We start from the raw sequence: 15,294 nt of genomic DNA on the forward strand, positions 1-15,294 counted from the left end.
GGCCGGTCGGCGGTTATTTCATCAGCCAATGCCGCTTGAGCCATTCGCGGACTGGCAGGTCGTAAAGTTTCAGGCAGGCCCACGCCAACCCTACCGAGGCGACGAACACCGAAACGCTGACAAAAATATGCGTCCCGAGCGGTGCATCGGGATTGTTCGCCGCCCATCCCCACTGCATGTAGACAAGCGGATAGTGTGTGATATAGAGCGGGAAGGAGATTTCGCCGAGGAACTTGCAGACGGCTATCGACCGGACGTCCGTGACACGGCTTCCGGCGCCCATCGAGACGATCAGCGGGAAAATGAGCAGGATGACCAGCGCCTGGTAGCCGCCGTCGATCCACGGCATCGAAACGCTGCCGACATGGGGCGTCACCAGTGCCGCGGCTACGAGCAGCGAACACCACCAGAATCCACCCCGCACCCGAATCGCCGCGCCGAGGCGCGAGAGCAGCAGTCCCGCGAAGAAGGGATAGAGCAGGCGCGAGAAGCCGATGTAGACTTGCGTCGGGGTGAGACTCCAGCCGCCGATGACGGTATAGGCCGCAGAGCGGTCGGCGGGAAGCATGCCGAACAGATCGAGGTTCAGCGTCAGATCGATCGTCAGCACCGCAGCAGCGGCCACGAACAAACCCAGCACGAATTTCGGAAAACGGCGGATGACAAGTGCATAGAGAATATTGGCGATGTACTCGTAGAACAGCGACCAGGCGGGACCGTTCAGGGGATAGGTTTCACCCCAGCCGCGGATGTCCCAGGCCATCGGGGCAGGGAGCAGCGTGCAGCCCAGCAGGAAAATCAGCAATACCTGCCACCAGGGCGTCGCCCCGATCGCCGGAAAAGCGCCGCAGGCTCCGAAGTAAAAAAATAGTGCGCCGACGAGCATCCCCATGACGACCATCGGGTGCAGACGCACCAGACGGCGTTTGAAGAAGTCCTTGAGCGACATTTTGTTCCAGCGGTCGTCGTAGGCATACCCGATCACAAAGCCCGAAAGCACGAAGAAGAAATCTACGGCCAGGTAGCCGTGGTTGAGAATCTGGAAGGCAGGGCCTTTGGAGTAGGTTTCGAACAGGTGGAAGGCTACCACGATCATCGCCGCCACACCGCGCAATCCGTCGAGGATTTCGTAGCGGGGCTTGGAAGCCAGGTAACCGGTTGAAGCCGCAGTCATGGATTTGAGTTTGGGAACCGGGCTACTCTTCGACGATGCGGATCGAGAGAATCTTATCGCCCGGACGGATGTCGTCGATCACGTCCAGCCCTTCGACCACCTGTCCGAAGCAGGTATGGCGGCCGTCGAGGTGCTGCGTGTTCTCGCGGTTATGGCAGATAAAGAACTGCGAACCGCCCGTATCGCGTCCGGCATGGGCCATCGACAGTACGCCGCGGTCGTGACGCTGGCGCGGGGCCGAAGTCTCGCACTTGATCTTGTAGCCAGGGCCTCCCGTGCCGTCGCCCTTGGGACAGCCGCCCTGGATGACGAAATCGGGAATAACGCGGTGGAAGGTCAGTCCGTCGTAGAAATTATGTCCGGCCAGTTCGACGAAATTGGCCACTGTTCCGGGGGTTTCGTCGGCATACAGCTCGGCTTTCATCACCCCTTTTTCGGTCGAAATAATTGCGTACTTTTTCATGGTCGTATCGGTTTTACTCTTTAACAATGACTTTTGCAGCAGCGGCCTTTACCCGCTCGCGCAGGGCCTCGAGACTGCTTCCGTGCGGCTCGTAACCCACGACGACGCCCATACGGCGGTTCACGCGCGCCGAGGGCTTGCCGAAGATGCGGATGTCGGTGCGCGGATCGGCGGCAACGGCCTCGCCCACCCCTTCGTAATGCGGCGTTGCGGTCTCGACGCCCGAAAGGATTACGGCGCTGGCTCCCATGCGTTCGAAGGTAACCGCCGGAATGGGAATCCCCAGCACGGCCCGCAGGTGCAGTTCGAACTCGTTGAGATTCTGCGTCCCGGCCAGCGTCACCATGCCGGTGTCGTGCGGACGGGGCGACAACTCGGAGAAGTAAACACCGTTGTCGCGGCTCAGGAAGAACTCCACGCCCCACAGGCCGGCCCCGGTAAGGGCTTCGGTGACGGCGGCGGCCATGCGCTGCGCCTCGGCGAGGTGTTCGGGAGCGACTTCGGGCGACTGGAAACTTTCGCGGTAATCGCCGCCCTTCTGCACATGGCCTATCGGCGGGCAGAAAAGCGTCGGACCGTTCTTCTGGGTGACGGTCAGCAGCGTGATTTCGCTGTCGAAGCGGATGAACTCCTCGATGATCAGTTCGCGGATATCTCCGCGCGACCCTTCGCAGCCGTAATGCCAGGCGTGCTCCAGTTCATCGGGTCCTTTCACCAGCGACTGGCCCTTGCCCGAAGAGGACATCAGCGGCTTTACCACACACGGGAAGCCGATCTTTCCGGCGGCCTCGCGCAACTCGTCGAACGACGTGGCGTAGAAGTATTTCGCCGTTTTCAGCCCCAGTTCCTTCGCCGCGAGGTCGCGGATGGCCTTGCGGTTCATCGTGAAATTCACGGCCCGGGCACTCGGGACGACCTGTACGCCGGCACGCTCGAAATCGTAAAGCCGTTCGGTGCGGATGGCCTCGATCTCGGGAACGATGATGTCGGGGCGGTGCTTTTCGACCGCTGCGGCCAGCGCATCGCCGTCGAGCATGTCGAACACCTCGCAGGCGTCGGCCACCTGCATAGCGGGAGCTCCCGCATACTTATCGCACGCCACGACGGTCTGGCCCAGTCGCTGCGCCGCAATCACGAACTCCTTGCCCAGCTCGCCGGAACCCAGAAGAAGTATCTTTTTCATAGAAATTATGTAGTGTTATTAGGTTTTATAATATGCAACCCGGACCGCTCCCGACCGCAACGGCAGACGAGCGCAACGGATCGGACATTAGCCGAAAGTCCGGAGTATCGCTTTCTGTTTTTTTGCGACACAAAGATAGTTTTTTCCCGTCGAATTTTGTACCTTGCAGCAATAAAACTACCCGAACCGATGAAATACCCTAAAATCTCACTGTGCTTTAGTGTGTTGTGGTCAACGATCGCTTTTTCGACCGTAACCGCGGCAACCGCTCCCTGCGACACGCTCCGCGTCGCTTTCCTCACGGACATTCACGTAACGCCCGGCAATGTGCAGGACTCGCTCTTCCGCGTCGCGGTCGCCGAGGTCAACGCCTCGCCGTGCGATGTCGTGATCTTCGGCGGCGACCTCACGAACCTGGGCAGCGACGCCGAGCTCAGGCATGTCCACAACCTGATCTCGCGGCTCGAAAAGCCGTGGCATGCCGTTCCGGGCAACCACGAAAGCACGTGGTCCGAAAGTGCCTGCACGACCTTTGCCAAGGTGTTCGGCCACGACGGACGCACCGCTTTCCGCGCCGGGGGCTACCTCTTCCTGGGGTATGCTTCGGGACCTTTCATGAAGATGGCCATGGGAGCCGTGCGCACCGAGGACCTCACGTGGCTGGCCGAAGAGGCCGCGAAAGCCCGGCCGGGGGAACGGATCGTGAGCCTCTGCCACTATCCGCTCAACAAGGATCTCACCAACCGGGCCGAGGTGACGGCGACACTCCGGCGGCTGGGCATCCCGCTCACGCTGTTCGGCCACTACCACCAGGCTCCGTCGCTCTATAATTTCGACTCCGTGGCGGGGATTCAGGGGCGCGCCCTGCGGGGAAAGAACGACACCGACGCGGGTTACACACTGCTCGATTTCTGGGGCGACTCGGTCCGCGTCCGGGAGAAGGTGCTGGGAGCGGCTCCGCGCACCTGTTTCGCAATCCGCATGCAGGACGATCCGCAAGTACTCGCCATCGCCTCCGACCCGATGCCCGCTGCGCCTGACTACGAGGCGCACGCACAATTCGTCCTGCAAGACAGCGCTACGGTCTACACCGGAGCGGCATTTTACAAAGACATCGTATATTATGGCACTACGCAGGGCGTGCTGCGCGCCTACGACACGCGCCGCGGCCGGGAACTCTGGCAGAAACGCTTCGGCGGAGCGCTCTACTCCACGCCGATCGCAGCCGAGGGGTTGGTTATCGCCGGCACGACGACCGACGGACTGCGTGCCTACGACGCCCGCACGGGCCGCGAACGGTGGCACATAGATACCCCGACGCCGATCGTCGGGCAGGGACTCGTCGACGGCCGGGGCCGCAACACGGCACTCTACATCGGACTCGGAAACGGCACGATGGCTAAAATCGCGGTGCGCGACGGCCGTATTCTGTGGCGTTACGACTACGGACGCGGCCAGTCGCAGGGGCAGCCCGCGCTGGCGGACGGAAAACTGGTATTCGGGGCCTGGAACCGCCGCCTTTACTGCCTCGACGCCGCAACGGGAACCCTTTGCTGGAAGTGGAGCAACGGCTCGAAAAGCTCGTTCCAGTCTCCGGGCAACATCGTCCCCCGGATCAGCGGCGGACGCGTTTTCATCGACGCTCCCGACCGGGCCATCACCAGCATCGACCTGGCGACCGGGCGCGTCGTCTGGCGCTGTACGGATTACAAGGCCCGCGAATCGTCGGGCGTAAGCGCCGACGGCAAACGCTTCTACGTCAAAACCATGGACGGGGAACTGCTGGCCATAGACACGGCTTCGGACTCGTTCCGCCAACTATGGCTCACTCCCGTAGGCTTCGGCTACGACTACACGGCCTGTCCGGTAACCGTAAGCGACGGCATCGCCTACCTGGCCGACCGTTCGGGCAACGTCGCCGCCGTGCGCGAGGACGGCACATTGTTGTGGTGTGTCAAGTGCTGCAATTCGGCGGCGAACTTCATCACCGCGGCTCCCGACGGTTCGCTGTGGGCGACTTTCGCCGAAGGAAAACTCTTCAGGATCCCTAAATAGTTGGTCCTAAAGCAATATTTGTAAAAAACGGACCGGATAATTTGTATCGGTCCGTTTTTTTCGTACCTTTGTCGCAGGATTTACATTTCCGCCCAAAGACAAAACATCTTGGCCCAAAGGCGGACGCGCACTGCAACACCATACATGCAAACAAATATGAAAAGAGCAGTCTATGCACTTTTGTCACTGACACTTCTGGGCGGTTGTGTCAAGGACATTTCGGACAACGGTTCGACAAAACCCGGGGAGGAGTTCAACAAATTCGACTTCTCGACGGTAAAAGCTACCACCCTTTCGGTGGATTACGGCACACAGGCCGAAGTATACTTCGAAGTCTACGACGCCGCACCCGTACGGGAGAACGCCGAAGGCACGGCGTATGAAAAAGTCGAAGGCTTCGAGCCGCTTTATGCGGGCTATACCGATGCAGAGGGCCGTTTTTCGGCAAAGATCGACCTCCCGGCCTATTTCGCCAAAGCCTATATCTACACCCCCAACGTCCACGCCCGGACGCTGCTGACCGCCGACAAGAACGGTGCGGCACTGACGGCTTCGGCCCTCGATACCGAAACTGCCGCCGCAGCGAAAGCTACCCGCGCCGGTTACGAGTCGGCAGCCGTCACCGGCGACGGCTGGAAGACGTGGCTCGGGACTTACGACGACACCTACGGCCGCATCGACTACGCCTATACGGGCGACGAACTGCGCGAGAAGGACTGGAAGAAGCTTTACAACGCCGCCAACAAGGTTTTCGACACTTCGAAGGCCTGCCCCGAAGAATATCGCTCGTCGAGCGACCTCTACCTGGAAAAGGACGCCGAGGTAGCCATCACGTTCCTGATGAGCAACACCTGCTGGAACTGCTCGATGGGCTACTATTATTACGATGCCGCGGAACATCCCGCATCGCTCAAGGACGTGCATCCCATTATGATCTTCCCCAACACGCAGGACGGAAAATGGAGCAACGACCCCAAAAAGGCCGCCAAATACAAAGGCGTGGACCGCGGAACCGCCGTGCAACTGATGTTCTACCCGAAAATCGCCGAGGGCAGCAAAGAAGGCGCCACCACGGTCTTCCCGAAGGGCTACCGCATCGGATTCGTCCTTGCCACCAACGCCTGGGGCAACCAGCTTCCCGGATTCACGGGAGCCAAAAAATACCGTGCGGCCACATCCGACGGACTGAGCATCAACGACAAGGGCGTCGCCTACAAGCAGCCCCGGACAGCCGTTTACCGCTATACCAACTCGTCGCTCGGGCTCAATTCGGTGATCTGTTCGTTTGAGGACTACACGACCGACCAGAACTTCAGCGACGTGATCTTCACGATGAAATCGAACCCGGTGGACGCCGTGGTCGACATTCCGTCGGTCGACGAGAAACCCGGAGCCGACGACACCAAACGCGAAGTGCGCCTGCTGAAGGGCATCTATGCGTTCGAAGACCTGTGGCCCAGCCGCGGCGACTACGACATGAACGACGTGATGGTGAAACTCGACTACGCGAAGACGGTCGGCAGCAAGGGTATTTACGAGGAGTCGTATCTCTTCAAGACCTTCAACAACCTCGCAGGACTCGAAAACGGACTGGCCTTCACCCTCGGAGGCGACGCCGTATCGGCCGAGCTGGAGTTCTCGATACTCCGTCCCGCCGGCAAGGACAATCCGTCGCCGGAATACGAATCGTATGCCGTTGAGCGCGAGGGCAACGTATTCCTGCTGACCCCCAACGTGAAGCAGGATATGGGTGCTACCTACAAAATCACGGCAAAGTACGCTTCGCCGATCGCCGAAGGGAAAGCCGCTGTCGTCAAGCCTTTCATCTATCGCACGAACGACGACGACCTTACCCCGGGCCTGCGCAAGGAGGTACACCTGCCTTTCGAAGCGCCGACCGCCAAAGCGGATACGAAATTCTTCGGCACAAGCGACGACAAGTCCGATCCGGCTTCGGGACGCTACTACGTTCGCGCCGAGAGTTACCCCTTCGCCTTCTTCCTTTCGGGTGCGACCGAGGTAGACCTCTCCAAGCTGCTCGACCCCGTAAACGAGAAGACGCCCATCGACAAGCTCTACCCTGCTTATATGGGCTGGGCATCGTCAAACGGCGCCGACAATGCCGACTGGTACAAATAGCCGCAGGCAGGCATCATACGAAACAGGCTCCTTCAGGAGCCTGTTTTTTTATGGTTTGCGGTTAAGCAGGTCTTTCTGGGCGACGAACTGCGGAATGAGCCGGATGATAACGGGCGTCAGCGCGAGGCAGACAAGGAGCGTCAGCACCAGCAGAACGACCGACTGCACCCAGCCGTCGGCCAGAAACCGCGACACGAGCGGCCGCAGGAAAAAGAGCAACGGACCGTGGATGCCGAGCGTGATGATCGAATAACGGCCCAGGTAGGTGACGACAGGAACACTCTTCAGTTCCTTGCACAGGAGCATGACGGCGAAGATGCCGGCGAAAGCCGCGAGGTAGACCTGAAAGATATTTCCCGGGTAATTATTGGTCCGCATCCCCAGGGGCGTAGCCGTGAAATACATCACCGCGACAGCCAGCACGACGAACACCGGAATCAGTTTGTCGAAACGGTGGTGCGGATAGAGGAAAAAGTTGTAACGGCGAATCCAGAACCCCGCGAAATAGAACGGCATGGCCGTCATGGCTACGTCGATATAAAACGGCAGCTCGATCCGCTCTTTGCCCAGCCAGAATCCGGCGACGCCGATCAGCAAGGTCACGGCGAACAATGCCGGAACGTGTTTGTCGCGCAGGTAGTGAACGATGTAAAACAGGATGTTGCAGTTGAAGAGCGCAACCAGGAACCAAACCGGGGGATTGAAGCGGATCAATTCGTGACCCCGGAAAACCAGCAGGAGCTCGCTCCAGCGTACCGGAAGCTGAAACGTTCCGGGCAGCGCCTTCGAAATACCGTACATCAGCAGGAACGAACCCAGGTAAAAGACCAGGAAGGGCACGAGCAGTTTATCTGTTTTACGGAGGAGGAAGCCCGCAAATCCTTCGTAGGACTTGAAGAAAAGCCCCGAAACGAAGAAATAAAGCGGCATGACGAAACTCGACAGGATTCGCCCGGTCGTGGGACCGTCGAAGATTCCCCCGACATGCACCATCACAACCAGCATGATACACAGACCCTTTGTAAGGTCGATGAAATCAATCCGCCGAGTCAGTTGTTCGTTCATTGCGGCAAAGATAATAATTTCGGGTTGACGATATAGACCATTCCGGTGGAAAAAAGCGCATTAAAACGTCCAAACACGCCACAAAAGAGGGATGCTCCGGCGAGAGGATACCGGATTCTGCGGAAATGGGCGGGAGTCGAACGTGGCGAAGCCATCCTCACCGACCGAGCGCCGTTGTCGCCCGCAGGGCGGTACGGGGTTTCGCGACGGAGGTAACCCGCATCCAAAAAAACAGCGCCCCGGAGAACCGGAACGCTGCGTTTCAGTGGAGGTGGCGGGAGTCGAACCCGCGTCCAAACAGGGAACCCGAAAGCTTTCTACACGCTTAGCCGCCATTTGATCCTTCTCCCCGTGCCTGGCAGGCAGCGACCGAACGCGGGGCCCAGTTCCTAAATTTTCGCGCACCGGCCGGAACACTCCGGCGCACTATCTCTAAATGGATGATACCCCGTATGAAGAGCCGTTAAAGAGCGGAACGTCCCTTCGGGATACTCGTCGCCAAAGCGCCTGGGCTTCAGCGATTAAGCCAATTTTCCTTGAAAATTAGGCAGCGAGTGCAAGGCTGTTATTGCCATTTGTAGTTCGAGCATCGGGATTAACGAGCCGCCACACAGCGCTCGGCGTGCTTACAATCAAACTCTGCCTGCTGTCAAAACCAGGCACCCCCGGTCTTTCCGTGCAAAGTCAATCGGAAACTGATGCAAAGATAGTGCATTTTTTCAGATTTACGCCCTTCCGTCCCGGGAAATTGCATGCAGCACTCCCCTCCCGCTACCTTTTCGATAACAGGTGGCGGAGTTTCTGCCGCAGTTTGTCGCCCGTAAGCGGCTTGGGAAGGTAGTCGTTGCACCCGGCGTCGAGCGCCCGCTGCCGGTCCTGGTCGTAGGCAAACGCCGTCACGGCAATGATCGGAACCGAGGTATTGCACTGCCGGATTTGCCGTGTAGCCTCCAGGCCGTCCATGCCGGGCATCTGGATATCCATCAGCACCACATCGGGCTGCAACTCGCGGAACAGCCGCACAGCCTCGATCCCGTCACGTGCATGCACGACCTCGTACTCCTTTTTAAGCGTCATCATGACGAGCAGGAAACTGCTCTCGGTATCTTCGGCTACCAGCACTACCGGCCGTTTTCCCGATGCGGGGATAACCGGAGCTTCCATTTCCGCGGCTTCGTCCTCCGTTTCGGAGAAATCGCCGGTCCCGACGGGAACCGTAAACCAGAAACACGATCCCTTGCCGACTTCCGACTCCAGGCCGATCTGCCCGCCCATCTGCTCGACGATCGATTTGCAGATCGAAAGTCCCAGCCCCGTTCCCTGGACAAAACTGTTGAGTTTGACGAAGCGTTCGAAAACGGCGGCCTGCTTCTCCGGGGCGATTCCCGAACCGGTATCCGCGACCTGAAAACGAATCCGGTCGCCGGTCACTTCGTAGTCCAGCGAGATAGATCCCTTTTCCGTAAATTTCAGGGCGTTGTTGATGAAGTTGGTGATAATCTGCGTCAGCCGGTTTTTATCCCCGTAAATCATCCGCCGGGGCTCGCGACGGATAAAACGCAATTCGACCGGACGATCGCCGACCTTCAAACCGAGCGCACGTACCGCCTCCTCGCACATCAGGTTGACATCGAACACGCTGTAATTGAACTCGAAGGTTCCGGCTTCGATCTTCGAAAGGTCCAGGATATCGGAGATCAGTTTGAGCAGCAGGTCGTTGTTCTCCTCGACCATGTGCATGAACTCCCGCCGTTCCTCGATGTCTTCGGTCTCGGTCAGCAGGTTCGAGAAGCCCACGATGGCATTGAGCGGCGTACGGATTTCGTGGCTCATGTTGGCCAGGAAGGCCGACTTGAGGCGGTTCGACTCTTCGGCTTTCTCCTTGGCTTCGCGCAGGTCCTGTTCCAGGGCCTTCTGCACGTTGATCTGCAACGATGCGCCCACAAGCATCTGCGGCTTATGGCCGGCATCCCACTCCATGACGATGGCAAAACTCTTGACCCAGTAATATTCCGTCGCACCGGGGACATAAAAGACACGGTATTCCTGCTGCAGGATGTCCGTTCGCCCTTCGTGCAGGTCTACGTATGCCTTGCGGATGCGTTCGCGGTCGTCGGGATGGATCAGGTCGTAATACACGTCCGACGGGACGATCAACTGGTTATTCTCGATGTCATAGGACCCGGGGGTATATTCGAAATCGCAGTCGATCAACTCCGTGCGCTTGTCCCAGGTCCACGGCGTAAGTCCCGTGGCGCGCAGGACCAGTTTGTATTTCTCATAGAGTTTTTCACGCTCCCTGTTGTGCTCCTCCATATGCAGTTGCCCGAGGTGCTCCTCCGTGCGGTCGATGCAGAAGATGTCGTCGACACCCGCTTCGCTGCTACGGAACGTCAGGCATTTGAAATAGCGGTCGCCCGTTTCGCCCGGCACGACGAAGATGTCGGATTCCAGGCTGAGACAGCGCATTTTCGCATGGGAAGGGAGCAGGTCGCTCAGTCTTTTGCCGACGACCTCGTCGCCGCTGCATCCGAAAGCGTGCTCGAAGGCGGTGTTCACATCCAGGAAAACGAAGTCCCCGCCGGCCTCGAGCGGTTTGCGGCGGATATAGATCACCGGCATGTTGTCCACCAGGCGGCGATACCGGGCCAGGAGGTTATACTCGCGGCGAAGCTGGCTTTGCCGCTGGAAGGAAAACCGCAGCCACAAACCTCCGCCGATCACAACGAGCAGCAACAGCGACAGCGCAGAGATGAACTGGAACTTGTATTTTTCGAAAAATCCCGGCGGAACCTGCGAATAGACCGCATCGCCGGGAAACAGTTCCTCGGGCACGTTGTGACGGTCGAGGTGGGCATAATTCAGGTAAAGGGCCGGGGTTCCTCCGTCGCGCCACGGAATGTCGCGGGCAGGGGTTCCCGAGAGTATCTCCTGCATCGTGGCGATTACTTCCGGGGCGAAATCCGCGGCGGCGATGTAGTAACCGCCCGCAAAATCCCCCACTTCGGAACTGCGGTCGGCAATCGAGAAAACCGGCGTACGGGTGAACGCAAAGAGTACTTTTTGAACGTTGTCGTCGAGGTAGCTGTGCGTCGACCTGCTGCCGGTCACAAACCATGAATAATAGATCAGCCCGACCGTATCGTCGAACTCGGCAAGCCGGTCGAGCAGTTGCTCGGTGCTCAGCTCGGGCGTACTGAGCAGTTCGAGCGTCAATTCCGGAAAATCCTCCCGGAACGTTTTTTCGACCTCCTCCCGCACCCGCAGGCTGATGTAACGGTGATCGGAGATGAAAGCCACGCGCCGCATCCGGGGCAGGAGCCGCTGCATGGAGGCGACCGTTTCTCGAATATAGGACGGCTGGCGAAGCACGGTCACATTATATCCTTCGGTCACCTGCTCGGCAGGCAGCATCGTCTTTTCAGTCAGGTTTCCCGACAGCAGGTCTTCGGTGCGAGCAGGCATCCGGCTGCGGGAATAGAGGATGAGCGTCGGAATGTCTTTCCATTCCGCATCGAAAAGCGGCCGCGTGACCAGCCATCCCGGATCGCCGATAAAGATAACGGCACGCGGGGACACAGGGTACTTTTCGAGCAGCATCCCGCACTTTGCCTGTGCATCGCCGAGCGTGGTCATTTTCGGGACCTGCAACACGTCCGTTCTGATCGCCACGCCCTGTTTGGTGAGGCCCTTGACGAGCGATTCGAGAATCACATCCGACCACGATTCGCCGAAGTTGGCCGAATTGAGCAGCAGGACGTAATTGCCCGACGCCGGCGGAACATCGGCACGCACAGGCAGATAGAGCCCGGCAGTCAGCAGGCATATTACAACGACGCAAATATTTCTTCTCATACAGTTTTGCAGCGGACGCATAAAATCCGGTTAAAAGTAACGAAAAACATCGGATTTTAGCCATTTCGGCCGATAATTATTCTGCCGGGCACGGTCCGGGATTCAAAAAGAGAGCCGGTCTCCCAACGGAACCGGCTTTCAAAAAACAGCGTTCACGGCCTACTCGCCTGAAAGCAGCACGTGCAACGTGTGTTTCAGCTTGTCGCCCGTAAGGGGTTTTGCAAGGTATTCATTGCACCCGGCATCGAGTGCCCGCTGGCGGTCGCGGTCGTAGGCGAACGCCGTCACGGCAATGATCGGAATCCGGCTGCCGCTGCTGCGAATCTGCCGCGTGGCCTCCAATCCGTCCATCACCGGCATCTGAATATCCATCAGCACGGCATCGGGACGGGCCTCCTCGCACAGCCGTACAGCCTCCTTGCCGTCGGCAGCATGGAGTATGTCATATTCCTTCCTGAGCATCAGCGACACCAGCAGGTAGTTGCTTTCGGTATCCTCGGCAACCAACAGCAACGGACGTTTGCCGTCGCGGGCCGCCGCCAGGAACGGAACCGGAGCTTCGGCAGGCTGTTCCGGGGTGCACTCGCATGCACCGATCGGAACCGTAAACCAAAAGCGCGAACCCTTGCCGAGCTGCGATTCTACGCCGATATGACCGCCCATCTGCTCGACGATCGACTTGCTGATCGACAATCCCAGTCCCGTGCCCTGCACGAAATTGTTGAGCTTGACAAACCGTTCGAAAATATTCCTCAGGTGTTCCTGGTCGATACCCGTTCCGGTATCCTCGACCCAGAATCGCACGTCCTCCCCTTCGACCGCATAATCGAGCGTAACACTACCCTCGGCGGTGAATTTCAAGGCGTTGTTGATAAAATTGGTAATGATCTGTGTCAGGCGGCTCTTGTCACCCGACAGGTAGCACTGCTCCCCGTGGCGGGTAAAACGCAGTTCGACGGGCCGATCCTGCACCTTGATGCTCAGCGACCGCACGACCTCTTCGCACATCTGGTTGACATCGACCGTGCCGTAGTTGAAATCGAACGTTCCGGCCTCGATCTTCGAAAGATCGAGAATGTCGGATATGAGTTTGAGCAGCAGATCATTGTTCTCCTCGACCACATGGATGTAATCGCGCCGTTCCTCGGGATCGTCGGTTTCGGCCAGCAGGTTCGAGAAGCCCACGATAGCATTGAGCGGTGTTCGGATTTCGTGGCTCATATTGGCCAGGAAAGCCGATTTGAGGCGGTCGCTGACTTCGGCTTTGTTCTTGGCCTCGATCAGGCGCTTCTCGGCCATCTTAAGTTCCGTAATATCGTAGTTGACGCAGACCATTTCGATCTTCTTCGGATCGTTGTTCATCGGGTTGCGCACCACGTTGATCCGGGTCCAGTTCTCCGAACCGTCGTCGTTCAGGATATGCAGGTCGAGGTTGAAGCTGTCCGACTCGTTGGCCTTGACGCGGGTAATCTCCCGGATGATGGCATCGCGGTCGGCCGGGTCGACATGCGGATAGATACCGATAATTTGGTTGAGCGGCGTCTCGGGCTTCTCGCCGAGGTTCAGGAACCACTGGGGAACGCCGTCGCCCTCCTTGGTCAGCAAATCGAAACGGCAGTACCCCATTTTTCCCAGGCGGCTCACCAGCGAGAACGAGGTCTCGAACTCCGCAAGCCGCGTATGGGCCCGGTTGATCTCCGTATTGTCGATGTTGATCAGCATGAAGTTCGCCAGCCGCCCCTGCGTATCGTAGAGCATGTTGACCGTGGTGTATATCTCCAGGAACCCGGTTTTTCCGGACGTATAGTAACCGTCCAGCCGGTCGAAGGGATAGTTGAGCCGGAAAGCCTGCTCCCGTCCTTCGCGAACCCCGTCGCGGATCTCCTGCGGCACGAGCGGATTGTCGTAGAAATTGAGTCCGAGGGCGGCCTCTTTCGTGACGCCGAAAATCTCCATGTCCTTGTTATTGATGTCGACCAGTTTGCCGTCGGGGGTGTAAAGTTCCACGCCGACCTGGATGTTGTCGAAGATGTTGCGCAGCAGCTTCTCGTTGCGCTGGATCGTTTCATGCGCCTGGTGAATATCGGTCTGGTCGAGGAAAAAGCCCGTGATTTCATCCTCTCCCGTGGAGTAAAGGACATAGTGCAGGTAGCGGTTTACAGGCTCGGCGACAATGTCGCTCGCTACGTAATTCCCCGTCCGGATCACCTCGGTAAGCCCCCGGATATGCGTCTCCAGGTTAACGCCCAATTCGGAAGCGGTGCGCCCGACATAGGTTTCGCGGGGGAAGCCGACAATCTCGTCGGCCGCATCGTTCGAGTCGATAATACGATAGTCACGCACATCCCCGGACTCGTCGTAGAGCATCTTCATCCGGATATAGCCCAGCGGCATGTGGCGGTAAAGACTTTGCAGGTAAAGCCGGTCGTCCTGCGCCGCCTGCTCGGAGCGTTGCAGTTCGAGGCACAGACCGATGATATTGACCAGCGACGCAAACCACTGGCAATCCTCGTTGGTCCAGTTGCGGGGCTCCCCGACGATGTCTATCCCGGCATATCCCCATACCCTGTCGCGGGAAACCAGCGGCATGATGATCAGCGATTTAATGTCCTGCACCTTCAGCAAATCGTGCTCGCTGGCCGCTTCGGGCGGCAGTTCGTCGAGGTTCGAAAGGATGATCGGCAGGTTGCGCTGAATATGGTCCGTCCACCAGGGAAAGTCCTCCATCGGAAGCGAACTGAGCCGGTCCTGCTCGCTCGAAACGCCGTCCGCCGTCACTTCATACGTACAGTCGTGCGTGCGGCGCTCCCAGTCGAACTCTATAATATAGGCGCGTCCGCCGCGGAACATCGTAAGCACGTCGAACAGGATTTTGTTCACCGTATCTTCGGTCCTTCCGGTATGCAGCAGCGACAACAGCGTATGCGAAATACCGGTAAGGCGGAAAAGCAGATCGTCCATCCGCGCCGATTCGACCCCGGCCGCACTCTCTCGCGCCGTCTCCGCGGGACGTACGTAGCCGATCAGGATATCGCCCTCCGGAGTCGCCTGGCGGCGAACGAGTTTCCACACGAGCCACAACTGCCGTCCGTCGGGCACGACCAGCGGAACCGTCCGTTCGAGCGTATCGTAACCGTGGAATATGCACTCCGAACCGGAATAGCGCAGGTAAGGCTCCGGAATATGGCTTTTGAATTCGTCGAAACCGATCTCCGGCGCCGGGAACTGAAGCAGGTTCTGCAAAAAATCGGACATGCGGATTATCCGGCGGGACATGTCCGCTTCCCACCAGCCCGTGTTCATATCCCGCATTATCGTTTGCAGAATCTCTTGTTCTTTCATAAGTCTATCAAATCCATG

8 protein-coding genes and 1 other RNA gene are annotated in these 15,294 nt (G+C 58.5%); 2 read left to right on the top strand and 7 right to left on the bottom strand.

Annotated features, from left to right (window positions below; all coding sequences use genetic code 11):
- Positions 1-13: 13 nt before the first annotated feature.
- Genes I2E69_RS07780 through purT form a run of 3 tightly spaced genes read right to left on the bottom strand, consistent with a single transcriptional unit; the run spans position 14 to position 2,820 of the window.
- Positions 14-1,174, bottom strand: a complete 1,161-nt coding sequence (locus I2E69_RS07780; protein WP_195460528.1) for an acyltransferase family protein — start codon at positions 1,172-1,174, stop codon at positions 14-16.
- Positions 1,175-1,196: 22 nt separating this feature from the next.
- A complete protein-coding gene (locus I2E69_RS07785) occupies positions 1,197-1,637 on the bottom strand; it encodes a peptidylprolyl isomerase (RefSeq protein WP_195460529.1) in 441 nt (146 codons plus the stop codon).
- Between the two features lie 13 nt (positions 1,638-1,650).
- A complete protein-coding gene (gene purT / locus I2E69_RS07790; RefSeq protein ID WP_195460530.1) occupies positions 1,651-2,820 on the bottom strand; it encodes a formate-dependent phosphoribosylglycinamide formyltransferase in 1,170 nt (389 codons plus the stop codon).
- A 189-nt stretch (positions 2,821-3,009) separates the two neighbouring features.
- Between purT and I2E69_RS07795 the strand changes: the two genes are divergently transcribed.
- Both I2E69_RS07795 and I2E69_RS07800 read left to right on the top strand, forming a co-directional pair.
- Positions 3,010-4,875: a PQQ-binding-like beta-propeller repeat protein gene (locus I2E69_RS07795; protein WP_195460531.1), complete on the top strand. Its 1,866-nt coding sequence runs from the start codon at positions 3,010-3,012 to the stop codon at positions 4,873-4,875.
- A gap of 156 nt (positions 4,876-5,031) precedes the next feature.
- Positions 5,032-7,014 carry an LruC domain-containing protein gene (locus I2E69_RS07800; RefSeq protein WP_195460532.1) on the top strand — a complete coding sequence of 661 codons (1,983 nt, stop codon included), beginning with the start codon at positions 5,032-5,034 and terminating at the stop codon, positions 7,012-7,014.
- 48 nt (positions 7,015-7,062) lie between these two features.
- On the opposite strand, the gene I2E69_RS07805 is transcribed toward I2E69_RS07800, so the two are convergent.
- From I2E69_RS07805 to I2E69_RS07820, 4 genes are all read right to left on the bottom strand, one after another.
- Positions 7,063-8,079: an acyltransferase family protein gene (locus I2E69_RS07805; RefSeq protein WP_195460533.1), complete on the bottom strand. Its 1,017-nt coding sequence runs from the start codon at positions 8,077-8,079 to the stop codon at positions 7,063-7,065.
- Between the two features lie 263 nt (positions 8,080-8,342).
- Positions 8,343-8,746, bottom strand: a transfer-messenger RNA (tmRNA) gene (gene ssrA, locus I2E69_RS07810).
- Positions 8,747-8,850: 104 nt separating this feature from the next.
- Positions 8,851-11,934: an ATP-binding protein gene (locus I2E69_RS07815; protein ID WP_195460534.1), complete on the bottom strand. Its 3,084-nt coding sequence runs from the start codon at positions 11,932-11,934 to the stop codon at positions 8,851-8,853.
- 159 nt (positions 11,935-12,093) lie between these two features.
- Positions 12,094-15,276, bottom strand: a complete 3,183-nt coding sequence (locus I2E69_RS07820; RefSeq protein ID WP_195460535.1) for an ATP-binding protein — start codon at positions 15,274-15,276, stop codon at positions 12,094-12,096.
- Between the last annotated feature and the right edge of the window lie 18 nt (positions 15,277-15,294).

Source organism: Alistipes sp. D31t1_170403_E11 (assembly GCF_015553985.1).
Taxonomy (GTDB): Bacteria; Bacteroidota; Bacteroidia; order Bacteroidales; family Rikenellaceae; genus Alistipes; species Alistipes montrealensis.